The sequence below is a fragment of the Gordonia sp. KTR9 genome, from assembly GCF_000143885.2.
Taxonomy (GTDB): Bacteria; Actinomycetota; Actinomycetes; order Mycobacteriales; family Mycobacteriaceae; genus Gordonia.
Genome location: NC_018581.1, coordinates 1,638,208 through 1,660,308 on the forward strand (window position 1 = coordinate 1,638,208; position 22,101 = coordinate 1,660,308).

A 22,101-nucleotide genomic window follows, 5' to 3' on the forward strand; every position below is an offset into this window, starting at 1 on the left:
GGGACGTCAGGTGCTTTCGGAAGTGGAAACCGATTGTGGCGCAGGCGGTGTGGCGCCATCGGCCAGGAACCAGCGGATCGGGCCCGGTGCGGCCGGGTCGTCGGCGGGTACGCGAGCGTCGAGGATGCCTCGCTCCTGCAGGACGATCAGGTGGGCGTGCGTCTCCCGCAGCGCGAGTCGGCTGAGGGTGAGCGACAGCTCCTCGAACGGGCGTGACCAGGTCACCGACCGGGTGATCTCCCAGGCCGAGCTCTCCGGATGCCGGGCGACGGTCGCGGTGATCTCGGCGAGCCGGTCCTCGTGGTGCTCGAGCAGGCCGGTCACCCGGTCGCCGAGACCTCGGAACCGGTACTCGTGGGACGGCAGCGCCTCGTGGTCGCGCATCTTCTCCGTGTTGGCCAGCGAGATCAGGTAATCGGCGAGGGGATTGTCGGTCTGCATGGGGTTGGTCGAGATGTTCGGACTGATCCGCGGCAACAGGTGGTCGCCGGTGAAGATGACACCGGCGGTGTCGTCGGCGAAGCAGAGATGTCCCGCGGTGTGGCCGGGCGTCCAGATGGCTCGGAGATCCCAGCCGGGGATGTCGAGGGGGGCGTCGCCGGTCAGTTCGCGGTCGACGGTCCGGCCGTCGGGCATGCGGATGAAACCGATGAACCCTTCGTCGGCGACCTCGGTCGGTGCGCCGAGCATCCGGAGTTCGGACCGCGCCTGCCGGAGCTGGCTCTCCACCTCGTCGTCGGAATGGTGACGCAGGTAGCGGGCGTCGCCGCGATGCATCCACAGCTCGGCGTCGACGTGCTCGAGGAGACGCGGCACGAGCCCGAAATGGTCGGGATGGAGGTGGGTCACACCGATGGAACGGACGTCGGTGATGTCGTGTCCGGTGGAGCGGATGCCTGCGACGAGGACATCCCACGACTCGTCCGACGGCCAGCCGGCGTCGATGAGCGCGAGGCCGCCGTCGGGCAGTCCGAGAGCGTAGACGAGGATGTAGCGCAGCGGATTGGGACCCATGGGCACCGGGATCGACCACAGTCGCGGCCGGACCTCCTCGACCGGCGGCAGCACCTTGTCGGCCCAGGCCTGTTTCTGCAGCACGCCGGTGACCTCGATCGGGACCATCCAGCCTCCTCCCCGGGTGCATCGTTCGCGCGAGGGCACCGCGACGAGTGTTGCAGTGATCTGTGTCATCCGATCACGAGACGACTTCGAGGCTCAAACTGGGTGCGGCTCAGACACCCTGAGGTAGGACCTATGAGTCGAGTTCGTGCCCGAGCGCACCGGCATGGTCGCAGCCCGCCGCCACCTCGCCCACGAGGCGTCCCGCGAGTTCGGGCTGGATGAGTGGGAAGAGATGACTCGCGCGCGGGACGATGGTGAGGGTCGCGTCCGCCGCGGCTTCGACGAACCGTCGCTCGTGGACCCGGAACTGATCCTGACGCCCGTTGACGAAGACCGTGCGGCCCGGATAACGACCGACCTCGCCGAGCGCGTCGAAGTGCTTGAGCTCGGCCACGACGTCGGCGATGGACCCGAGCGACAACCCGCCGATCTCCATGTCCTCGGACACCTGCCTGCCGACGGCCAGGCGGGTGAGCGCCTGGCTGATGACCGCCGCCTGGCGTGGCAGGAGCGATGTCACCGCCCCGAATGTCTCGAACGGTGCCGCGAGGATCCGACTGGGTTGCGCGGTCGCGCACATGGGCACCAGCGCCGCGACGTGATGTGGATGGCGACTCGCGGCCGCCATCGCCACATAACCGCCCATCGACATGCCGGCCACGACCGCCGGCCGGCCGAACCGCTCGATCTCGGCGACGACGGCGTCGACGGCAGCGTCCATCGTGAACCTCTCCGCCCGACGCCGTCCGTGCCCGGGGAGATCGGGGGTGACGACATCCCTGCCCGCAGGGGCCGTCGCCGCCACCGCGGCAGCCACCCGGTGCAGTGTCGCTCCACTCACCCGTATCCCGTGGACGAGGACGACGGGGGTGGGTTCGTCCACCGGCGGATCGGTCGCGGCAAGGGCTGACGGAGGCATCGCACGCAGTATGCGGGCACCGCGGCCACGGCGCGGGCCGTGTCACCGAGTGTTCGTCAGCGGTCTTCCTGGACGTCGACGGCGGGTTCGGCCGCGGGGGCTTCGTCATCCGCGCCCGTCGGGGAGATACGCCGCTCGATTCCGATCCGGTCGAGGAACCCGGCGTCGTGGGAGACCACCAGCAGCGCGCCGGACCATGCCTCGAGAGCGTCGACGAGCTGCGTGACGGTGTCGAGATCGAGATTGTTGGTCGGTTCGTCCAGGATCAGGAGTCTCGGCGTCGGGTCGCCGAGCAGGGCGTCGGCCAGGGCGACTCGCAGGCGCTCGCCGCCGGACAGTTCGGCGAGCGCGCGATCGGCGCGGGCGCCCCGGAACAGGAAGCGCGCGAGGTGCGCCCGGACCTCCTGGGTGGAGATGTCCGGGTGGGTCCGCGCCAGGTGTTCGGCGATCGAGACGGTCGGGTCGGCGAAGGTGATCTGCTGGGGCACGAACGCGTAGGGCACGACCACGGATTCGCGGGCGATCACGTCGGCGATCAGCGTGGATTTTCCGGAACCGTTGGGCCCGACGAGCGCCACCCGCTCGGGTCCGTCGACGCGCAGGCGGTCGTCGACGATGATCTGGGCACGAGGGGCGACCTCCGGCGTCGGTACGACGATCCGCGCGGTGCGATCGGCCCGGATGTCCTCGCGGGCCTCGTCGAGACGTGTTGCCGCGGAGGCCACGTCGTCGCGATGGGCGTTGCGCAGTTTACCCGCCGACACCTGGGCCTCGCTCCGGCGATTGTGCGCGACGATCTTCGGCACCCGCTTCTCGCGCTCCGCGGTGGCACCTGTCCGGGCCCGCCGGTCGAGTTTGATCAGGGCCTCGGACATCTCCCTGCGCTGCTTGCGCAGGTCGCCGGCCGCGGTGGCGACGGCGGCCTCGGCGGCTTCCTGCTCGGCGTCGATGATCTCGCGGTACTGCGAGTACGGGCCGCCGAACAGCCGCACGCGACCGCGATAGAGCTCGACCGTCGCGTCGACCCGCTCGAGGAGTTCGAGGTCGTGACTCACCACGACGACCGTGCCCGTGAACGAGTCGATGGCGTCGAAAAGCCGTGCGCGGGAGTCGGTGTCCAGGTTGTTGGTCGGCTCGTCGAGAAGCAGGATCGCCGGGTTGGCGATGAGCGCGGCGACGATCGCCAGCAGGGTGGCCTCACCGCCGGACATGGCGCCGACCGCGCGGTCGAGGTCGCGTGGCAGGCCCATCTGCTCGAGGAGACCGATCGCGCGCTCCTCGACACCCCAGTCGTCCCCGACGGCGTCGAAGTCCTGCGGATCGACCGACCCGTTCTCGATTCGTTCGATCGCACAACGGATCTCGTGGATGCCGAGCGCCCGGGCCACGGTGGTGGACGGGTCGGACTGCGGGTCCTGCACGACCACACCGACCTCGGTTGTCGACGCATCGCCCGCGACGGTGATGCTGCCGGACGCCGGACGCAGCCGGCCCGCGATGAGGCCGAGGAGCGTCGATTTGCCCGCGCCGTTCGCGCCGATCAGGGCATACGTCTCGGCGCCGAGAGTGAGGTCGAGGTGATCGAAGACGACAGTCCCGTCGGGCCAGGCGAACGAGACGTCGGACAGCACGATGGAAGACGGCATGAGCGCTCCTGAAGTGGGTCGGGAACACCGACGAGTCGTCGGTGAGGTCCACCGGCAGGTTGCCGGCGGCCGGGGCCACTTCAGTTCTTCATCGGGTGGATCACTCCTCGAGTCCGCGTGCAAGTGGTGACCACCGTAGCGGATGCACTCGGACTTGCCAACGGATTATCTGCCACGCGTGCCGGTGCGGGTCACCGCTACGGTTGGGGTATGTCTTTTCTCCGCACCTCCGTGTCCAACGGCGTCGGCGAGATCGTCCTGGACCGCCCCAAGGCCCTCAATGCGTTGGACCAGAGCATGATCGACGACATGTACGTCACCCTCGGCGAATGGGGTGACGACGACGCGATCGACACCGTCCTGGTAACCTCGGCGAGCGAGCGGGCCTTCTGCGCCGGTGGTGACATCCGCGCGATCCGCGAGCACGCCATCGACGGCGATGCGGCGTCGATCAGCAGATACTTCGGCAGTGAGTACCGACTCGATCAGCTCGTCGCCGACTACCCGAAGCCGTACATCAGCCTGATCGACGGGGCGGCGATGGGCGGCGGACTCGGCATCAGCGTCCACGGCGAGATCCGGGTGGTCACCGAGAAGGCGATGATCGCGATGCCCGAGACGGCGATCGGCTTCTTCCCGGACATCGGTTCGACCTACTTCCTTCCGCGGCTTCCCGAAGGCGTGGGCATGTGGCTCGGTCTCACCGGCGCCCGGATCCGCGGTGTCGACGCGGTGGCCGTCGGTCTGGCAACGCATTTCGTCTCCTCCGCGGACCTGCCGGCGGTCGCCGACATGATCCGTTCCGGCGCACCGCTGGCCGACGCGCTGGCCACCTCCGGCACCGAGCAGACGAGCGACGTGCCGTTGCGAAAGATCGGTGAGTACTTCGCCGACGACAACGTCAACGCCATCCTCGGCGGCCTGCGCGGCGCGGTCGGCGACGACTGGGCCCAGGAGATGGTGGGTCTGCTCGAGAGCGCCTCACCCACGAGCCTGTGGGTCACCGCGGCGATGATCAGTGCCGGTGCGAAGTCGGGAATCGACGAGTGCTTCGACCGCGAACTCCATGCGGCGCAGGAGATCACGAAGACCCACGACTTCCGCGAGGGTGTGCGGGCAGTGCTCGTCGACAAGGACCGGAGTCCCGTGTTCGATCCGGCCGCGATCGACGACGTCGACCCCGCACTGGTGGCACGGATCGTCGGTGCCGCCGCTGGTTGAGCCGGTGACGAGCGCAGCCGCCGGGCCGAGCAAGCGACGAAGGAGCGCGTCGAGGTCGAGGAACCGTGTCGAAGCCACCTCGCGCCGTGTGTCTCAGGGCGTGAGCTGAAACCACCCCGACAGTGCGACGGGGTCCGTCGAATTGCCTTCGGCGTCCGGTCGTTTCGTCGTCGACGATTCGTCGAGGTCGTGGGGGACGTCGTCGTCGGGAGCGAGGGGGTTGGCGTCGACCCGCGTCGCCGCCGGGCAGGTGAACGATCCGGCCGTGAGTTCGCCCGACATCCCGGTCACGCTGAGCTGGCATGCGGAGGAGTGGTGGTAGACGCCGTTGATCGAGACGCCGATCTGGGCGTTGATCGGCCTGGTCAGCGGTCCGACGGTCGGACGCGTCGCACCCACGGGCGGTAACAGCCCGCCGGTCAGCTCACTGATCAGGAACTCGATCTGCGCGCCGCCGGTCCCGGCGTCCTTGAACACGAAGAGCAGTGAGTCGGGTGGCACGTCGGGTCGCGACGGTCCCCACCGGTCGAACTCGTAGCAGTTCGGCTCGTCGGTGGGGGTGGCGCCCGCCGCGGGTCCGCGACCGGAGTCTGCGGGGGTCTTCCCGACCGCGACCTTGATGTCCCCGTGGCGGAACTCGAAGTCCTGACCACTGCGGTCGACGCTGCCCTGAGGCGGTTTCTCGGCGCAGATCGCGGGATCGACCGGCCGCGAGGTCGGCGTCGGGGTCGAGGATGTGGCCGTGGACTGCGGCGGGGTGTCCGAGCCGCAGGCGGCGACGCACACCGACACCGCCGCGGCCAGCAGCACGGCGGCGCGCACGGGTCGTCCCCGCGAGCTCACCGACCGGTTAATCCGCAGCCGCGACAAGGGGTTCGAGGGTGAGGTCGGGGTGTTCCTTCTCGATGTACTGCAGGCGCCACTTGTCGCTGAAGAGGGCCAGGACCGCGCCGTCGGTGCGGGTGAAGACCTCCACGCCGCGTTGCCGGTTCAGTTCGGCCGCGCTGTCGGCGTCCGTGCGGCGGGCAAGGCTGTAACCCAGAGGTTCGATGATCGTGTCGACGTTGTATTCGGCCTTCATCCGGGCGGTCACGACCTCGAACTGCATCGGTCCGACGGCGGCGAGCACCGGTGAGGCCTCGCCACGGGTCTCGTTGCGCAGCACCTGGACCACGCCCTCGCTCTCGAGCTGATCCATGCCCTTGCGGAACTGCTTATACTTGTCGGCCGTGGTGGCGCGCAGCGTCGAGAAGTGTTCGGGTGCAAAGGACGGGATCGGCGGGAACTGCACTCGGGGGCCGTCGTAGAGAGTGTCGCCGGGTGCGAGCGCGGTCGCGTTGACCAGGCCGACCACGTCGCCGGGATAGGCGGTGTCGACCGTCGAGCGGTCGCGGCCGAAGACGGCCTGGGCGTACTTGGTGGCGAACGGTTTTCCGGTCTGTGCGTGGGTGACGACCATGCCGCGCTCGAACTCGCCGGACACGATCCGCATGTACGCCAACCGATCCCGGTGGCTGGAGTCCATCCCGGCCTGCACCTTGAAGACCACCGCGCTGAACGGGTCGGTGACCGGGCGGGGGTTGCCCTCGATGTCGGCCCGGGGGCCGGGCGGCGGGGCGAGCTCCACCAGGATCTCGAGGAGTTGCCGCACACCGAAGTTGAGCATCGCCGAGGCGAAGATCATCGGCGAGGTCTGCCCGGCGAGGAACAGCTCCTGATCGTGGTCCTGGCCCATCTCGGTGAGCAGCTCGCTCTCCTCGAGCGCCGAGGACCACTCGTCGCCCTCACGGGCCTGCGCGTCGTCGGCGGACATGATCTCCTCGGGCGCGATCTTGGCGCCACCGGCGGTACGGGTGAAGTGCACGTACTCGCCGGTCCGCCGGTCGAGGAGGCCACGGAAGTCGCCCGCGATGCCGACCGGGAAGAACAACGGCGTCGGGGTGAGACCGATCCGCTCCTGGATCTCGTCGATCAACTCGAGCGGACTGTGTCCCGGCCGGTCCCACTTGTTGATGACCGTGATCACCGGGATGCCGCGGTGGCGACACACCTGGAACAGTTTCAGGGTCTGCGGCTCGAGCCCCTTGGCGGCGTCGATGAGCATCACCGCCGCGTCGACCGCGGTCAGCACGCGGTAGGTGTCCTCGGAGAAGTCGGCGTGCCCCGGGGTGTCGACGAGGTTGATCACGCTCGGGACGTCGGGATCCGCCTGCACGGCGGCGGAGTAGTTGAACTGCAGTGCCGTCGAACTGACGGAGATGCCGCGGGCCTTCTCCATCTCCATCCAGTCCGAGACGGTCGACTTGCGGCCCGCCTTGCCGTGGACGGCACCGGCCTCGCTGATCATCCGCGCATGCAGCGCCAACGCCTCGGTCATCGTCGATTTGCCGGCGTCGGGGTGGGAGATGATGGCGAAGGTACGACGACGCGTCACTTCGCGACTGATCACCTCGGAACTCACGAGGTTCGAGGCTACCGGGCGTGGAGAAGGCGGCCAAACCCGCGACAGTCCGCGGCTGGGTTCAGCAATTGGTATCGCTGACCGATACCTACTGCTGAACCTGCCTCATCCCTTGGCAGTGAGGGCGCTGCGGATGCGAGTCGCGACATCATCAGACCGCTCGGTGATGTCCGCCCATGTGAAGTTCAGGACTGTCCACCCGGCGGCAAGCAGGTCGTTGCGTCGTTTGCGGTCGTACTGGAATGCGTCGGCGTCCCGGTGGTGTGCAAAGCCGTCGATCTCGACGATGAGGTGCCGGCCCGGGAAGGCGAGGTCCGCGCTGTAACCCTCGGTCGGATGGTTGGCGATCCAGCCCTCGATGCCGGCCTTCTCGAGGATGCTCACCGCCCTCCGCTCGGCTTCGGACCGCGCGCCTGAGCCCAGGGCATCGAGGACGCGGCGGAGGCCGGGTGCGTCCGGTGTGCCGGTCTGGCGCGCGGTCGCGTCTCGCAGCTGACGCATCGAGACGCGCCGTCGCAGAAGTGCGTTGTCGACGACGGAGATGCTCTCCTCGAGTGAGGCCTCGAGAACTGCCAGTGGAAGTGCGGTCACCCGTAGGCCCGATCTCACCAACACGTCCGCGTCGTCGAGACGCCTGTAACGAAGATGGACGCCGGGATGATCCTGCCGGTGATGGCCGCGCGGCACCGAGACGGTGACCGTCCTGGGCGGAGCGTCTGCAAGCCCTTGCCACCACACGGAAGCGACGCCGGACAGCACCGCGTGGGGCCCGACCCGCAGCACAGCCAGTCGGACCTTGGTGCGTTCCGTGACCGGGTGGTCGGCGACGGTGTAGATCCCGCGAGCCTCTCGCGACCACGTCCCCGAAGCGACCCGCCGCGCTACCGCGGCACGGTCGAGTCCGGCAGCGCGAGCGTCGGCGGCTGTGAAGACGCCATCGTGCGCAAGAGCGATCCGGCGGAGTTCGGTCGGTGACTGCATACGGGATCAGACGCTCTGCACGAGCATCCGGTTCCCTCGCCCGTCGCGTTCAGCAATAGGTATCGCTCAGCGATACCTATTGCTGAATCCCGAAGTTGCGTCCCGCAGCCCCTACTCGAACGGAACCGGCGGCATGGTCACGACCTGCGCGGCGTAGGAGAGTCCGGCGCCGAAGCCGAGCAGTAGAGCGGTCTGTCCGGGCTGTGCCTTGCCGGTCGACAGCAGGTCTTCCATCGCGAGCGGGATCGAGGCGGCACTGGTGTTGCCGGTGTACTCGATGTCCTTGGCCACCACCGCGTCGTCGCGCAGTTTGAGGTTCTTGGCGAGCAGCTCGTTGATGCGGGCGTTGGCCTGGTGGGGGACGAAGACGTCGAGGTCTTCGGAGCCGAGCTTGGCGGCCTCGAGGGCGCGGTGGGCGACCTTGCCCATCTCAAAGGCGGCCCAACGGAACACCGCGGTCCCCTCCATGCGCAAGAAGGGGCGCTGGGTGCGGTCGCTGTCGAGGAAGGTCACCCAGTCGTGATCCTGGCGGATGGCGTTGAACTGGGAGCCGTCCGAGCCCCAGATCACCGGGCCGAGCTGCTGTTCCTCTGTCGGTCCGACGACGACGGCACCCGCGCCGTCGCCGAAGATGAAGCAGTTGGTGCGGTCGGTCATGTCGAGGGCGACCGAGAGCTGTTCGGCGCCGATGACCAGCACGTGGGTGGCGCTGCCGCCGCGGATCATGTCCGAGGCGAGTGCCATGCCGTAGCCGAAGCCGGCGCAGCCGACGGTGACGTCGAAGGCGGGGACGCCGTTGGCTCCCAGCTCGGTGGCGACCTTGGTGGCGCCGGCCGGGGTCAGGAGCAGGTGAGTGTTGGTGGCGAGGATGACCGCGTCGATGTCGGAGCCCTGCAGCAGCGCGTTGGCGATCGCCTTGCGCCCGGCGTTGACCGACATCTCCATGACGCTCTCGTCGCGACGTGCGAACCGGCGGGTCTTGATTCCCGTCCGGGTGTAGATCCACTCGTCGGAGGAGTCGATCTGCTCGCAGATCTCGTCGTTGGTGACGACGCGTTCGGGGCGGTACGCGCCGATGCCGAGCATGCCGATGTTGTTGATGCCAGTGGTGTCTGCGATGACCGCCATGGTGAACCCTTCCAAAACGTGCCCGGCGAATATGTGACCCGACATACGACCGTACTCACACGGTCTCTTACTGGGAAGTAGCGGTACCCCGCTCGGAATCGTCACCGGGTCGCCAAATGCGGACCGAAGTCGTCCTCGATGCGCGAAATGCTGGTCCGCAGATCGGTCGAACACATTCGGGGCGTCGGAAAGTCGCCTCCAGGTACGACGATCAGCAGACGATGACGTGCGCGCAACGCAGAACGCAACAGCCACCACGCCGGTCAGCTCATCGTCGACGGCACGGAGAAGGGGAGTCCGCATGATCCACGCACGCGGGTTGGTCCAGGTGTTCCACACCGGGAAAGGGAAGAAGAAACGCGAGGTGAGAGCCGTCGACGGTGTCGATCTCGACATCGCCGAGGGGGAGGTGGTCGGGTTCCTCGGTCCCAACGGCGCGGGCAAGACCACGACGCTGCGGATGCTGACGACGCTCCTGCGGCCGACCGCGGGAACCGCGACGGTCAACGGATTCGACGTGGTCGCCGACCCGGTCTCGGTCCGGCGCAGCATCGGATACGTCTCGCAGGCCGGCGGCACCTTCAGTCAGGCGCAGGCCGGCGACGAGATCGTCGACCACGGCATGCTCTACGGACTGTCCCGGGCCGAGGCGACGCGCCGCGGACACGCCCTGTTCTCTCAGCTGCAGCTCGACGGTCTGTGGGAACGGCAGCCCAAGAACATGTCCGGTGGCCAGAAGCGCCGCCTCGACATCGTGATGGGACTGGTCCACGAACCGTCCCTGGTCTTCCTCGACGAGCCCACCACCGGGCTCGACCCGCAGGCCCGGGCGAATCTCTGGGACCACATCCGGCGCCTACGCACCGATCGCGGCGCAACGGTCTTCCTCACCACGCACTACCTCGACGAGGCCGACGAACTGTCCGACCGGATCCTCATCATCGACAACGGCCGGATCGTGGCCGCCGACACCGCCGACAACCTCAAGGCACAGGTGTCCGGTGATCTGGTGGCACTCGAGGTCGCCGACTCCGCGGCCGTGTCCACCGCCGCGGAGAAGCTGGCCTCGGTCACCGGTGGCAGCGGCGAAGGCCGGATCGAGGTCGACGGCCGGCACGTCCGAAGCCGGGTGCCCCGGGCCGGCCGGGCGGTTCCCGGGTTGCTGCGCGACCTCGACGCCGCGGGCATCACCCTCGATTCCATCGAGGTCATCCGGCCGACGCTTGACGACGTGTTCCTCACCCTCACCGGCCGGTCGCTGCGCGATGCCGAGACCGAACGAGGCAACGACATCGCCTCGGACACAACCGATCCCGATCTCCGCTCGGCCGACGCCGCACCGTCCGAACTCAACCAGCAGGGGGCCAACCGATGACCACATTCCTCCGCGAGAGCACCATCGTGTTCCACCGCCAGATACGCATGAACCTGCGGAACCCGGCCTGGGTCCTCATCGGGGTGATGCAGCCGATCCTCTACCTCGTGCTGTTCGGACCCCTGCTGAAGCCGCTCGTCGCGCAGTTCCCGGGCGGCGCGGACAACCCGTACACGTTCCTGGTTCCCGGTCTGCTCGTGCAGCTCGGGCTGTTCGGTGCGCTGTTCGCCGGTTTCAGCTTGATCGGCGAATGGCGTGAAGGCGTCATCGAGGCCGAGCGGGTGACCCCGGCCAGCCGCACGGCGCTGCTCACCGGTCGCCTCATGCGGGACATGCTGCAGCTTCTCGTCCAGGCTCTGATCCTGGTGGTGCTGGGCTATCTCATGGGCATGCGCGGGTCGGTGGTCGGGGTGATCCTCGGCATCGTCATCACGATGCTGATCGGTGGTGCGTGCGCCGCGGCGTCGAACGCCCTCGCACTCACCACGAAGAGCGAGGACGTGATGGCGCCGCTCATCAACATGGTGATGATGCCGGTCCTGTTGCTGTCGGGCATCCTGCTCCCGATGACCCTCGGGCCGTCGTGGCTGCAGAGCCTCAGCGACTTCATGCCGTTCCGGTGGATCGTCGACGCCGTGCGCGACACCTTCTCCGGCGACCTCGCCAGTGCTCAGGTCCTGTGGGGCGTCCTTGCCTCGCTGGTACTCGCCGGACTCGGAACCCTCTGGGGCACGTCGGTCTTCCGCAAGGAAAACGCCTGACCGTTGGTCCGGGGGGCTGCCCGCTCCGCTCCCTGAGGAGCGCCCGGAGCTTGCGGAGGGCGCGTCACGAAGGGTCTCGCAAAGCAACTCACCAGACCCTTCGTGGCTCGTCGCTTGCGCTCCTCGCACCTCAGGGACCAGGGGGTGTGTGATTCTTTCGGATCAGGGAGGAGTGGGTCGTCAGTCGAAGCTGGTAATCGCCGGGGCCGGGGGCAGGGTCACGACCGCGCCGGCGTAGCTGAGGCCGGCGCCGAAACCGAGGAGCAGCGCGGTCTGCCCGCCCCTGGCCTTGCGGGTCGCGAGCATCTCCTCCATGGCGAGCGGGATCGAGGCCGCCGAGGTGTTCCCGGTGTTCTCGATGTCGTTCGCCATCGGCAGGTCGTCGGGGAACCCGAGGTTCTTCTTCATCAGGTCGTTGATGCGGGCGTTGGCCTGGTGGGGCACGAAGACCTCGATGTCCTCGACGCCGACGCCGGAGGTCTCCAGCACGGTGGCGAGCGCCCTGGGGAGGGTGATGGCCGCCCATCGGAACACCTTGGGTCCCGCCATCGTCACGACCATGCGTCCGACCGGGTCGGTCTCGGGGTCTTTGACCTGGTAGGCCTGCGCACGGTCCATGTACTCGGGAATGTCCCAGTTCTGACCGATCGCCTCGGCGTTCTCGCCGTCGCTGCCCCAGACGGTCGGGGAGATCCCGTTGTCCGCGCTCGGGCCGACGACCACGGCCCCGGCGCCGTCGCCGAAGATGAAGGCGGTGTTGCGGTCGGTGGGATCCATGACCACCGACATGGTCTCGACGCCGACGAGCAGGACGTACTCGGCGCTGCCGGCGCGGATGGTGTCGGCCGCGACCCCGAGCCCGTAGCCGAAGCCGCCGCAACCGGCGGCGACGTCGTAGGCCGGGATGCCGTTGAGGCCGATGTCGTAGGCGACGATCGGCCCGCCGTGGGGGATCTTGGTCTTCCAGCTGTTGGTGGCGAGGATCAACGCGCCGATCTTGTCCTTCGCGATGCCGGAGTTCGCGATGGCCCGCTCGGCGGCCGCGGCGGCCATGGACCGTGCACTCTCGTCGCCGCTGATCCAGCGGCGATTGCGGATGCCGCTCCGCTCGAAGATCCACTCGTCGGAGGAGTCGAGAACTTCGCACACCTCGTCGTTGCTGACCAGGCGTCGCGGCCGGTAGGCGCCGATGCCGAGCATCGAGACGTTCTGGTGTCCTGTCTTCACCGAGAGGTTGACCACTGTTGCCGATCCCTTCGCATTGCCTGCCGCAGCGATTCTACGGCCGCGCTGCCGCCCGGTAGGGGGTCCTCACCAGGCGTGCACGGTGTTCTGTGCGGACTCCAGATCCTGTCCGACCAGTAGTTCGACGGCGTCGCAACCGTTGGCGATCAGGAGTTCGACCTCGCTGCGAGCCGAGGACGGGAACGGTTTCAGCACGAAATCGGCGGGATCCTGACGGCCGGGCGGCCTGCCGATGCCGATGCGCACACGCAGATAGTCGCGTGTGCCGAGTGCCTGGCTGAGCGACCGCAGCCCGTTGTGGCCGCCCTCGCCCCCGCCGCGTTTCAGGCGGACGGCGCCGAAGTCGATGTCGAGTTCGTCGTGGACGACGATCAGGTCGTCGACGGACACCGAGTAGAACTTCGCGAGCGGACCGATCTGACGGCCGGACTCGTTCATGTAGGTGCGCGGCTTGGCCACGAGAACCGGCTGGCCGCCGAGGCGTACCTCGGCGACCTCGGCGCCGGACTTCTTGTGCACCTTCCAGCGCGCGCCGGCCGAGGCGACGAGGCCGTCGGCGACCATCGCGCCGACGTTGTGCCTCGTCTTCTCGTACCTGGACCCGGGATTACCCAGGCCGACAATCAATTTCACCACTCGTACCGAGTAGTCGAGGGTGGGGTTACTCCGACTCCTCGGCCGCCTCGGCGGCCTCGCCCTCGGCTGCGGCGTCGGCCGAGCCGTCGGCGTCGGACTCGGTGGCCGCGAGCTGCGCCTCGGTGACCGCGACGATCAGGGTCTCGGGATCGGCGGTGAGGGTCACGCCCTCGGGCAGGTCCAGATCGGAAGCGTGCACGGACAGGCCGGCCTCGGCACCTTCGACGCTGACGACGATCTGCTCGGGGATCGACAGGGCGTCCGCCTCGACCTCGATGAGGCTGGTGTCGGAGACGACCAGCGTGCCCGGGGCGGCGTCGCCCTCGACGATGATGGCGACCTCGACGGTCACCTTCTCACCGCGACGGACGATGAGCAGGTCCGCGTGCTCGATGTAGTTGCGGATCGGGTGGACGTCGACCTGCTTGGTGAGCGCCAGCTGGCTGTCGCCCTCGATGTCGAGGTCGATGATGGCGTTGAGGCCGTTGTTGCGCAGGATCGCGGCGAAGTCGCGCGCAGGCAGGTGCAGGTGCTGCGGATCGGTGCCGTGGCCGTAGAGCACGGCGGGAACCTTGCCCTCGCGACGTGCACGGCGTGCTGCGCCCTTGCCCTTCTCGGTGCGGGTGCTGACCGAGAGCTTGCTGGCCTGGTTCGACATGTGGGTCTCCTCGTGGGTGGTGTGCGGTCTGTCGGCGTCGCGACGAGCAACACCGGGCACGAACGCCGACCGCGGAACCCGCCGGTCGGCGACCGAGGAGAACTACGATGGCCGCGCCGATAACGGTGACTGGGTCACCCTCGCCGAGACAACGGCGATCAGAGTAGTCGACGACCTGCTGGGATGTCACATCGCCCGCTGTCGGCGCCGAGCTCGGGGATACTGGTCTGCCATGACCCCACAGACGCCGATCGAGATCGTGACGACCCTGCTGACCGAGTTCGCGCGGGGCGACGTACCCGCCGCGCTGGAGACCATCGACGACGACATCGCCTACACGAACGTCTCGCTGCCGACGATCCGCGGGAAACGGAAGGTGGCCGGAGTCCTGGGCGGAGTGGCACGCAAGGACTCGGTGGGATTCAACTACCGGATGATCAACGTGAGCTCTGACGACACCGGCGTCGTGTTGACCGAGCGGGTCGACGAACTCCGACTCGGCCGGCTGCATCTCCAGTTCTGGGTGTGCGGCCGCTTCGAGGTGCGGGAGGGCCGGATCACGGTGTGGCGCGACTACTTCGACTATTTCGACATGACGAAGGCGCTGGTGCGAGGTGTGGCCGCGCTGGCCGTGCCGTCGGTGCAGCGGCCACTGCCCGCGCCGGCCGTCCCGGCCTGACCCGACCCGCGGCCGGCGCTCAGAGGATCTCGTCGAGCTTGTCGATGGGTCGCGGGATGCGAGTGCCCTTGGCGGTCACGACGATCGGACGTTCGACGAGGACGGGGTGCTCGACCATGGCGTCGAGGATCTGATCGTCGGTGGCCGATGCGAGATCGAGTTCCTTGTACAGGGCCTCCCGCTTGCGGACCGCCTGTGCGGGCGTGAGCCCGGCATCGGCGAACAGCTCGACGAGCTGGTCGCGGCTGTACGGCTCGTCGAGATACTTCACGACGGTCGGCTCGATGCCGGCGTCGCGCAGGGCCTGCAATGCCTTCCGCGAGGTCGAGCATTTCGGGTTGTGATAGATCGTCGCGTCCACGGGTCACACGGTACCCGGGTCGACTGCGCAGCCCTTCGTGGCTCGTCGACCTCGACGCGCTCCTTCGTCGCTTGCTCGGCCCGGCGGCTTGCGCTCCTCGCACCTCGGTAACTGCGGCCTGGCTGCCGTCGTGGACTACGAAAGCCCCCCGCTCCCTGAGGAGCGAGCTTGCGAGCGTCACGAAGGGTCTTGGCGAGTCGGGTTGCGAAGACCCTTCGTGACGCGCCCTCCGCAAGCTCCGGGCGCTCCTCAGGGAGCAGGAAGCAGGTCGTTCTCTCGGATTGGGGAGCAAAGAGCTGAGGTGCGAGCGGAGCGTCCCTTTTGTTCCCTGAGGTGCGAGCGCAGCGTCCCTTTTGTTCCCTGAGGTGCGAGCGGAGCGAGCCTCGAAGGGTCAGGCGATACCGTCGAACAGGCTTGTGACAGAACCGTTCTCGAAGACCTCGCGGATCGTCTGCGCGAGCAGCGGCGCGATGGAGAGGACGGTGAGGTTCGCGAAGCGCTTCTCGGCCGGGATCGGCAGGGTGTCGGTCGCGATGACCTCCTTCGCGCCACAGTTCGCGAGGCGCTCGGCCGCGGGGTCGGAGAACACACCGTGGGTGGTGGCGATGATGACGTCGCCCGCCCCGGCGTCCTTGAGGACCCGCACCGCGCCGGCGATCGTGCCGCCGGTGTCGATCATGTCGTCGATCAGGATGCAGGTGCGTCCTTCCACCTCGCCGACGACGCGGTTGGACTTGACCTGGTTGGGCACCAACGGATCGCGGGTCTTGTGGATGAACGCCAGTGGTGCGCCACCGAGGGTGTCGGCCCACTTCTCCGCGACACGTACGCGACCGGAGTCGGGGGAGACCACCGCGATGTTGTCGGTGCCGTATTTGCCGCGGATGTACTCGGCGAGCTGCCCCTGCGCGTGCATGTGGTCGACGGGCCCGTCGAAGAAGCCCTGGATCTGATCGGTGTGCAGGTCGACGGTGATGATCCGGTCGGCGCCCGCGGTCTTGAGCAGATCGGCGATGAGGCGGGCCGAGATCGGCTCGCGCCCGCGGTGCTTCTTGTCCTGGCGGGCATACGGATAGAACGGGAGGATCACGCTGATGCGCTTGGCCGAGCCGCGCTTGAGGGCGTCGATCATGATGAGCGCCTCCATGACCCACTGGTTCAGCGGGTACGGGCAGCTCTGCAGGACGAACGCGTCCGAGCCGCGCACCGAGTCCTCGAAACGAACGAACAGTTCACCGTTGGCGAAGTCGCGGGCGGTCTGCGGTGTGACCTTGATGCCCAGTTCATCGGCGACTGCTTCGGCGAGTTCGGGATGGGCACGACCAGAGAACAGCATCAGGTTCTTCTGGTTGTCAGTGGTCCAGGTCATGAAAACTCTTCTGTTGGTGTCGTTTCGGATCTGCAGGGTCGAGCGCGGGTCGGGATGTCAGGCCGGCCCGGAGTCGTTCTCGCGCGCCTCGAGGGCCGCGCGCGCCGCCGCGGTGTCGGGCCGCTTGCGCACGACCCAGTCCTCGATGACGCGTTGTTCTCCCGCCGAGACCGCGAGGGCCCCCGGCGGTACATCTTGCCGCACGACGGTTCCGGCTCCGGTGTACGCCCCGTCGCCGACGCTGACCGGGGCGACGAACATGTTGTCCGAGCCGGTGCGGCAGTGATCGCCGATCACCGTGCGGTGCTTGGCAACCCCGTCGTAGTTGACGAAGACGCTCGACGCGCCGATGTTGGAGTGCTCGCCGATGGTCGCGTCACCGACATAGGTGAGGTGCGGGATCTTCGACCCGTCGCCGATGGTCGCGTTCTTGGTCTCGACGAAGGTGCCGATCTTGCCCGCGACCCCGAGGGCCGTCCCGGGTCGGAGGTAGGCGAACGGGCCGACGGTGGCGTCGGGGCCGATGACCGCGTCGCTGCCGTGTGTACGGATCACCTGGGCACCTGCTCCGACGGTGACGTCGGTGAGGGTGGTGTCGGGTCCGATGGCCGCGTCGGCGGAGATGTGGGTGCGGCCGTGCAGCTGGGTGCCCGGTTCGATGTGCGCGTCGGGCTCGATGGTGACGTCGATGTCGATCCACGTCGTGGCGGGGTCGACGACGGTCACCCCGTCGAGCTGATGGCGGCGGATGATCCGGCGGTTGAGTTCGGCACCGAGAGCGGAGAGCTGGGCGCGGTCGTTGCAACCGGCCACGAGCACCGGATCGGCGACCGTGAACCCACGGACCGCCCGGCCCTCGCCGCGGGCGATCTCGACGATGTCGGTGAGGTAGTACTCGCCCTGCGCGTTGTCCGTGGACAGCTTCGACAGACCGACCCGCAGCGCGGCGGCGTCGAAGGCGTACACGCCGGCGTTCACCTCGGTCACGGCGCGCTGCTCGGGGTTCGCGTCCTTGTGCTCGACGATGGCGGCGACGGCGTCTCCGTCGCGGATGATCCGTCCGTATCCGGTCGGGTCGTCGGCGACGAAGCTCGTCAGCGTGACGGCGGCTCCACCGTCGGCGAGGTGGGTGTCGACGAGGGCGCGCAGGGTGTCGGCGTCGAGCAGGGGGACGTCGGCGGCGGTGACGACGACGGTGCCGTCGAAATCGTCGGGCAACCCGCCGAGTCCGACCCGGGCGGCGTCGCCCGTTCCGCGCGGCGCGTCCTGTTCGGCGATCCCGACCTCGACGCCCAGGAGTGCGCCGATCTCACCGATGGCCGCCGTGACCCGTTCGCGCTCGTGGCTGACGACCGCGATCAGATGCTCGGGTTCGATGCCCGCCGCGCCGTGCAGCGCATGGCCGAGGAGTGAACGTCCGCCGATGGTGTGCAGGATCTTCGGGGTCTTGGACTTCATGCGGGTACCGGCGCCCGCGGCCAGGACGATCACGGCCACGGATGGCGACGTTCCCGTCATCGAATGCCCACCCTCTTCCTGATCGGTGACTGCCGCGATCATGTCTGCTCGACGGCGGCGGCGGGGGTCGCAGACCCGACCGGCGGTCGCACGTCGGGTGCGATCCTACGCATCGGTGCCCGGTGGCAGAAATGCAGCGCGCAGTTTGTGCCGGATCCTCCCGACCGGGCCTGATAGAACACATAGGGACCGCGAACGCCGAGCGATCAATCGGTAGAACCTGCCGATGTCCCAGTGGATTGTCACAGACGGATCAGGGTGGGTGCGGGAGACAGAACCACGCGTGCCGGAGTTGTCCGGTTCGTGAAACGACCACACGGAGGTAGTGAATGAGCACGCAGAAGACGGCCATCGTCACCGGGGCCGCACGGGGGATCGGCGCGGCCGTGGCCAGGCGCCTGGCCGACGACGGACTGGCGGTGGCCGTCCTGGACCTCGACGCCGATGCCTGCGCCGACACGGTCAAGGCCATCACCGACGCCGGCGGCAAGGCCGTCGCGGTGGGTGCCGACGTCGCCGACGAGGCCTCGGTGAACGCCGCGGTGGACAAGGTCGTCGCCGAACTCGGCAAGCCGACGGTGGTCGTCAACAACGCGGGCATCACCCGCGACAACCTGCTGTTCAAGATGACTGTCGACGACTGGGACGCGGTGATGGCCGTGCACCTGCGTGGGGCGTTCAATGTCACCAAGGCCGTGCAGAAGTACATGGTCGAGGCGGAGTGGGGACGCATCGTCAACCTGTCGAGCACCTCCGCGCTCGGCAACCGCGGACAGGTCAACTACTCGGCGGCCAAGGCCGGCATGCAGGGATTCACCAAGACCCTGGCCATCGAACTCGGCCGGTTCGGGGTCACCGCGAACGCCATCGCCCCCGGTTTCATCGAGACCGAGATGACCGCCGCCACCGCCGAGCGCATCGGTGTGCCCTTCGAGGACTTCAAGCGTGCCGCAGCGGGCCAGATCCCGGTCAACCGCGTCGGCGTGCCCGAGGACATCGCCCACACCGCGTCCTTCTTCATCAGCGAGGGTGCCGGCTTCGTGTCGGGTCAGGTCGTCTACGTGGCCGGCGGCCCCAAGGACTGATCACCTCCTGGACCACGACTCCGGCTCCCAGACCTCGATCGAGGTCTGGGAGCCGAGTTCTCGTCGAGTGGTCACCTGGCGTGCGTGCCCGCGGGCTGTGGCACAATCGTCAGCGCAGTGATCCGCCATGGTGTAATCGGCAACACTCCTGATTTTGGTTCAGGCATTCTAGGTTCGAGTCCTGGTGGCGGAGCTCATGAGTCGAGGCGCGACGGCGCCCTTTCTCGGTGCCCGGCGGGTTCATCCCGCCGGTCGTGCCAGCCCCAGATTGTCCCGCAGCGTGGTGCCCTCGTAGTCGGTGCGGTGGACACCGAGCTCCTGGAGGATCGGCACCACCTCGTCGACGAACCGATCGAGTCCGCCGGGCACGATGTGGGGCACCAGGATGAAGCCGTCGGCGACGTCGGCCTGCACGAAGTCGTTGATCGTGTGCGCGACCGTCTGCGGTGAGCCGACGAACGACTGGCGGCCGGTGACCTCGATGATGAGTTCGCGCGTCGTCAGGTTCTTCGCCTCGGCCAGGTCGCGCCACTCGCGCGCGACGGCGACCGGGTCACGGTGCATGCGCACGCTCGCGCGTCCCTTGGCGACCGTGTTCTCGCCCGGGACCGGATCCACCTGCGGCAGCGGACCGTCGGGGTCGTGGTCGGAGAGGTCGCGATTCCACAACTGCTCCAGGAACTTGATCGCCGTCTGCCCGCTGACCTGCTGCAGGCGCACCTCGTGGGCGAGTTCGGCTGCCTGCGCGTCGGTGTCGCCGACGACGAAGGTGGCGGCGGGGAGCACCAGGAGCTGTTCGGGGTGCCGTCCGTACGCGGCGAGTCGCCGCTTGACGTCGGTGTAGAACGCCCGCCCGGCATCGTAGGTGGCGTGCCGGGAGAAGATGGCGTCGGCGGTGGCAGCCGCGAACTCCCGGCCCTCGTCGGAGTCCCCGGCCTGGAAGATGACCGGCCGCCCCTGCGGCGGACGAGGCGTGGGAAAGTGTCCGCGAATGTCGAATTGTGTACTGGTGAACTCGAATTCACCGGCATCGGGGCGTGCCAGGAAGTGGCCGCTCGCGGTGTCGGCGAGCACGTCGTCGTCGCGCCACGAGTCCCAGAGCGTCGCGGCCGCGGTGAGGAACTCCTCGGCACGCGCGTACCGCTGGTCCTCGGGCAGATAGCCGCCTCGACGGAAGTTCTCTCCGGTGAACTCGTCCCACGAGGTCACCACGTTCCACGCCGCACGTCCGCCGGACAGGTGATCGAGGGTGGCGAATTGCCGTGCGACATCGACCGGTTCGTTGAAGGTCGAGTTGATGGTGCCGGTCAGGCCGAGGTGGGTGGTCACCGCGGCCAGTGCGGACAGGACGGTGAAGGTGTCCGGTCGTCCGACCACGTCGAGGTCGTAGATCAGCCCGTTCTGCTCGCGGAGCCGCAGTCCTTCGGCGAGGAAGAAGAAGTCGAACTTCCCGCGTTCGGCGGTCTGGGCGAGATGGACGAACGAGTCGAACTCGATCTGACTGCCCGACTCCGGATCGCTCCACACCGTGGTGTTGTTCACCCCGGGGAAGTGGGCGGCGAGATGCACCTGCTTGGTCATGCGACACCGGCCTTTCCAGCGGCGAAACGGTTGGACGGCCGCGCCAGACCAAGATGGCCCCGCAACGTCGGCGCGGTGTAGGAGTCATGGAATCGGTTGCGACGCTGCAGCTCCGGCACGACCTCCCGCGTGATCACGTGTAGGTCCTCGGGCACGGCGGCCGGGTGCAACCGCACCCCGCTCACCCCGTCGACGGCTGTCCAGCGTTCGATCTCGTCGGCGAGCCCGGCCGGGGTGCCGACGAAGGCCGCGCTGTCGGGAGTGAACGGTTCACCCGCCCACTCGTCGAGTTGCGCCCGGCGTGCTCTCGCCGCCGACTCCGACGCGGCGAGCACGGCGAACAGATCGACGAACAGGAGTGCGGGGTCGGCGATCCCGCGACCGGCGTCGGAGTGGGCGGTGCCCACGGCGTCCACCGCGCGCACTGCGTCGTCGACCTCGCGGGGGTTGATGAACCCGAGGTCGGCGCCCCGGCCGATCACCCGCAGGTCGGTGGGATGTGCGCCGGTCGCCGCGATGACCGGCCGGCCCTGGGGTGGTCGTGGCGTGATGGCGGGACCCCGGACCGAGAAATGGTCTCCGGCGAAGTCGATGTAGTGCAGCTTGTCCCGGTCGACGAACCGACCGGTCGCGACGTCGCGGATCTCGGCGTCGTCCTCCCACGAGTCCCAGAGCAGTCCGATCACGGTGGCGAAGTCGAGGGCCTCGGACGCGAGGTCGGCGAGCACCGCGGGATCGTCGGGAAACCGTCGCCGGCCGAACAACGCCGCTTCGTCCGGATCCGCGGTGGTGCGCAGGACGACTCCGGCACGTCCGTTGCTCACGTAGTCGAGGGTCGCGATCGCCTTGGAGACGTGGAACGGCTCGGTGTGGGTGGCGGTCGCCGTCGGGATCAGCCCGATCGACCGGGTCGTCGGCGCAAGACGGGAGGCGAGCAGTACCGAGTCGAGTCCCGCGGTCGCCCGGTCGGTGCGTGGATGCCCGCGGTGCAGGGCGAACGAATCCGCGAGGGTGACGAAGTCGAGCAGCCCGGCTTCTGCCTCCGCGAGCCGTTCCTGCCAGTGCGCCGCCGTGGTCAGGGTGTGCGCCTGGGCTCCGGGTGCCCGCCACGCGCCCGGGTGCGACCCGGCTCCGTCCAGCGCCACGGCGACGTGCACGTGCTCGGCCATGGAGTCCTCCCTCAGTCGTGTCGTCGATACATGTCCCTGGATCGAACGGTGGCGGAGAGACCGTGGATTCCGGGCGTCGGTCATCGGATCGCGGTGGGCCAAACCCTTCCGATAAACCGGCGGCCACGTTTCGGTGGTCAGGATGAGGTGTGTTCGGCGCAGGACTCGAGTCGGTCGGAGAGCGGT

At 68.3% G+C, this 22,101-nt stretch carries 20 protein-coding genes and 1 tRNA gene; 6 read left to right on the plus strand and 15 right to left on the minus strand.

The genetic code is table 11. The features are described 5' to 3' along the window. Positions 1–6: 6 nt before the first annotated feature. From KTR9_RS08260 to KTR9_RS08270, 3 genes are all read right to left on the minus strand, one after another. Positions 7–1,122 (minus strand): MBL fold metallo-hydrolase, encoded by a 1,116-nt coding sequence (locus tag KTR9_RS08260; RefSeq protein WP_014926005.1) that lies wholly within the window; start codon positions 1,120–1,122, stop codon positions 7–9. A gap of 130 nt (positions 1,123–1,252) precedes the next feature. Then, complete coding sequence (locus tag KTR9_RS08265) at positions 1,253–2,041, minus strand: alpha/beta fold hydrolase (RefSeq protein ID WP_044506277.1); 789 nt, start codon at positions 2,039–2,041, stop codon at positions 1,253–1,255. 56 nt (positions 2,042–2,097) lie between these two features. Further along, on the minus strand, positions 2,098–3,687 hold the full coding sequence (locus tag KTR9_RS08270) for an ABC-F family ATP-binding cassette domain-containing protein (protein WP_014926007.1): 1,590 nt from the start codon (positions 3,685–3,687) through the stop codon (positions 2,098–2,100). Positions 3,688–3,897: 210 nt separating this feature from the next. Between KTR9_RS08270 and KTR9_RS08275 the strand changes: the two genes are divergently transcribed. Then, positions 3,898–4,908 carry an enoyl-CoA hydratase/isomerase family protein gene (locus KTR9_RS08275; protein ID WP_014926008.1) on the plus strand — a complete coding sequence of 337 codons (1,011 nt, stop codon included), beginning with the start codon at positions 3,898–3,900 and terminating at the stop codon, positions 4,906–4,908. Between the two features lie 93 nt (positions 4,909–5,001). Here the strand turns inward: KTR9_RS08275 and KTR9_RS08280 are convergent, their stop codons facing one another. From KTR9_RS08280 to KTR9_RS08295, 4 genes are all read right to left on the minus strand, one after another. Continuing rightward, complete coding sequence (locus KTR9_RS08280; protein ID WP_083888944.1) at positions 5,002–5,730, minus strand: hypothetical protein; 729 nt, start codon at positions 5,728–5,730, stop codon at positions 5,002–5,004. A gap of 28 nt (positions 5,731–5,758) precedes the next feature. Next, entirely contained in the window at positions 5,759–7,369 is a 1,611-nt protein-coding gene (locus KTR9_RS08285) for a peptide chain release factor 3 (protein WP_044506281.1), read from the minus strand. A 105-nt stretch (positions 7,370–7,474) separates the two neighbouring features. Further along, positions 7,475–8,350, minus strand: coding sequence for a type IV toxin-antitoxin system AbiEi family antitoxin domain-containing protein (locus tag KTR9_RS08290; RefSeq protein ID WP_014926010.1), 876 nt, complete (start codon positions 8,348–8,350; stop codon positions 7,475–7,477). A gap of 111 nt (positions 8,351–8,461) precedes the next feature. Continuing rightward, positions 8,462–9,478: a beta-ketoacyl-ACP synthase III gene (locus KTR9_RS08295; protein WP_010844282.1), complete on the minus strand. Its 1,017-nt coding sequence runs from the start codon at positions 9,476–9,478 to the stop codon at positions 8,462–8,464. A gap of 301 nt (positions 9,479–9,779) precedes the next feature. On the opposite strand from KTR9_RS08295, the gene KTR9_RS08300 reads away from it, so the two are divergent. Next, a complete protein-coding gene (locus tag KTR9_RS08300) occupies positions 9,780–10,853 on the plus strand; it encodes a daunorubicin resistance protein DrrA family ABC transporter ATP-binding protein (RefSeq protein ID WP_010844283.1) in 1,074 nt (357 codons plus the stop codon). Next, positions 10,850–11,614 carry an ABC transporter permease gene (locus KTR9_RS08305; RefSeq protein WP_010844284.1) on the plus strand — a complete coding sequence of 255 codons (765 nt, stop codon included), beginning with the start codon at positions 10,850–10,852 and terminating at the stop codon, positions 11,612–11,614. Before KTR9_RS08300 ends, KTR9_RS08305 begins: the two co-directional genes overlap by 4 nt. Before the next feature lie 180 nt (positions 11,615–11,794). Here the strand turns inward: KTR9_RS08305 and KTR9_RS08310 are convergent, their stop codons facing one another. From KTR9_RS08310 to KTR9_RS08320, 3 genes are all read right to left on the minus strand, one after another. Further along, positions 11,795–12,814, minus strand: a complete 1,020-nt coding sequence (locus KTR9_RS08310) for a beta-ketoacyl-ACP synthase 3 (protein ID WP_044507759.1) — start codon at positions 12,812–12,814, stop codon at positions 11,795–11,797. Between the two features lie 111 nt (positions 12,815–12,925). Beyond that, a complete protein-coding gene (pth, locus tag KTR9_RS08315) occupies positions 12,926–13,492 on the minus strand; it encodes an aminoacyl-tRNA hydrolase (protein ID WP_035718102.1) in 567 nt (188 codons plus the stop codon). 28 nt (positions 13,493–13,520) lie between these two features. Beyond that, positions 13,521–14,153, minus strand: a complete 633-nt coding sequence (locus KTR9_RS08320) for a 50S ribosomal protein L25/general stress protein Ctc (protein ID WP_014926013.1) — start codon at positions 14,151–14,153, stop codon at positions 13,521–13,523. A gap of 232 nt (positions 14,154–14,385) precedes the next feature. Between KTR9_RS08320 and KTR9_RS08325 the strand changes: the two genes are divergently transcribed. Then, a complete protein-coding gene (locus KTR9_RS08325) occupies positions 14,386–14,832 on the plus strand; it encodes a limonene-1,2-epoxide hydrolase family protein (protein ID WP_014926014.1) in 447 nt (148 codons plus the stop codon). 19 nt (positions 14,833–14,851) lie between these two features. On the opposite strand, the gene arsC is transcribed toward KTR9_RS08325, so the two are convergent. The 3 genes from arsC to glmU form a co-directional block, all read right to left on the minus strand. Next, entirely contained in the window at positions 14,852–15,193 is a 342-nt protein-coding gene (gene arsC, locus KTR9_RS08330; protein ID WP_010844289.1) for an arsenate reductase (glutaredoxin), read from the minus strand. Between the two features lie 391 nt (positions 15,194–15,584). Then, entirely contained in the window at positions 15,585–16,562 is a 978-nt protein-coding gene (locus KTR9_RS08335; protein ID WP_010844290.1) for a ribose-phosphate diphosphokinase, read from the minus strand. 57 nt (positions 16,563–16,619) lie between these two features. Next, positions 16,620–18,080 carry a bifunctional UDP-N-acetylglucosamine diphosphorylase/glucosamine-1-phosphate N-acetyltransferase GlmU gene (glmU, locus tag KTR9_RS08340; RefSeq protein WP_014926015.1) on the minus strand — a complete coding sequence of 487 codons (1,461 nt, stop codon included), beginning with the start codon at positions 18,078–18,080 and terminating at the stop codon, positions 16,620–16,622. A 329-nt stretch (positions 18,081–18,409) separates the two neighbouring features. On the opposite strand from glmU, the gene fabG reads away from it, so the two are divergent. Both fabG and KTR9_RS08350 read left to right on the plus strand, forming a co-directional pair. After that, a complete protein-coding gene (gene fabG / locus KTR9_RS08345; RefSeq protein ID WP_010844292.1) occupies positions 18,410–19,165 on the plus strand; it encodes a 3-oxoacyl-ACP reductase FabG in 756 nt (251 codons plus the stop codon). Positions 19,166–19,286: 121 nt separating this feature from the next. Further along, a tRNA-Gln gene (locus KTR9_RS08350) sits at positions 19,287–19,358 on the plus strand. A gap of 47 nt (positions 19,359–19,405) precedes the next feature. Here KTR9_RS08350 and KTR9_RS08355 read toward each other — a convergent pair. Then, positions 19,406–20,746, minus strand: a complete 1,341-nt coding sequence (locus KTR9_RS08355; RefSeq protein WP_014926016.1) for an NtaA/DmoA family FMN-dependent monooxygenase — start codon at positions 20,744–20,746, stop codon at positions 19,406–19,408. Next, entirely contained in the window at positions 20,743–21,915 is a 1,173-nt protein-coding gene (locus KTR9_RS08360; protein ID WP_014926017.1) for an LLM class flavin-dependent oxidoreductase, read from the minus strand. Before KTR9_RS08360 ends, KTR9_RS08355 begins: the two co-directional genes overlap by 4 nt. Positions 21,916–22,101 lie beyond the last annotated feature (186 nt).

Coding starts and splice junctions, on each gene's coding strand:
- fabG (WP_010844292.1), top strand. CDS start 18,410: ATGAGCACGCAGAAGACGGCCATCGTCACCGGGGCCGCACGGGGGATC.
- KTR9_RS08355 (WP_014926016.1), bottom strand. CDS start 20,746: ATGACCAAGCAGGTGCATCTCGCCGCCCACTTCCCCGGGGTGAACAAC.
- KTR9_RS08275 (WP_014926008.1), top strand. CDS start 3,898: ATGTCTTTTCTCCGCACCTCCGTGTCCAACGGCGTCGGCGAGATCGTC.
- KTR9_RS08310 (WP_044507759.1), bottom strand. CDS start 12,814: ATGCTCGGCATCGGCGCCTACCGGCCGCGACGCCTGGTCAGCAACGAC.
- KTR9_RS08295 (WP_010844282.1), bottom strand. CDS start 9,478: ATGGCGGTCATCGCAGACACCACTGGCATCAACAACATCGGCATGCTC.
- KTR9_RS08320 (WP_014926013.1), bottom strand. CDS start 14,153: ATGTCGAACCAGGCCAGCAAGCTCTCGGTCAGCACCCGCACCGAGAAG.
- KTR9_RS08265 (WP_044506277.1), bottom strand. CDS start 2,041: ATGCCTCCGTCAGCCCTTGCCGCGACCGATCCGCCGGTGGACGAACCC.
- KTR9_RS08360 (WP_014926017.1), bottom strand. CDS start 21,915: ATGGCCGAGCACGTGCACGTCGCCGTGGCGCTGGACGGAGCCGGGTCG.
- KTR9_RS08305 (WP_010844284.1), top strand. CDS start 10,850: ATGACCACATTCCTCCGCGAGAGCACCATCGTGTTCCACCGCCAGATA.
- KTR9_RS08300 (WP_010844283.1), top strand. CDS start 9,780: ATGATCCACGCACGCGGGTTGGTCCAGGTGTTCCACACCGGGAAAGGG.
- KTR9_RS08290 (WP_014926010.1), bottom strand. CDS start 8,350: ATGCAGTCACCGACCGAACTCCGCCGGATCGCTCTTGCGCACGATGGC.
- glmU (WP_014926015.1), bottom strand. CDS start 18,080: ATGACGGGAACGTCGCCATCCGTGGCCGTGATCGTCCTGGCCGCGGGC.
- KTR9_RS08335 (WP_010844290.1), bottom strand. CDS start 16,562: ATGACCTGGACCACTGACAACCAGAAGAACCTGATGCTGTTCTCTGGT.
- KTR9_RS08325 (WP_014926014.1), top strand. CDS start 14,386: ATGACCCCACAGACGCCGATCGAGATCGTGACGACCCTGCTGACCGAG.
- KTR9_RS08260 (WP_014926005.1), bottom strand. CDS start 1,122: ATGGTCCCGATCGAGGTCACCGGCGTGCTGCAGAAACAGGCCTGGGCC.
- KTR9_RS08270 (WP_014926007.1), bottom strand. CDS start 3,687: ATGCCGTCTTCCATCGTGCTGTCCGACGTCTCGTTCGCCTGGCCCGAC.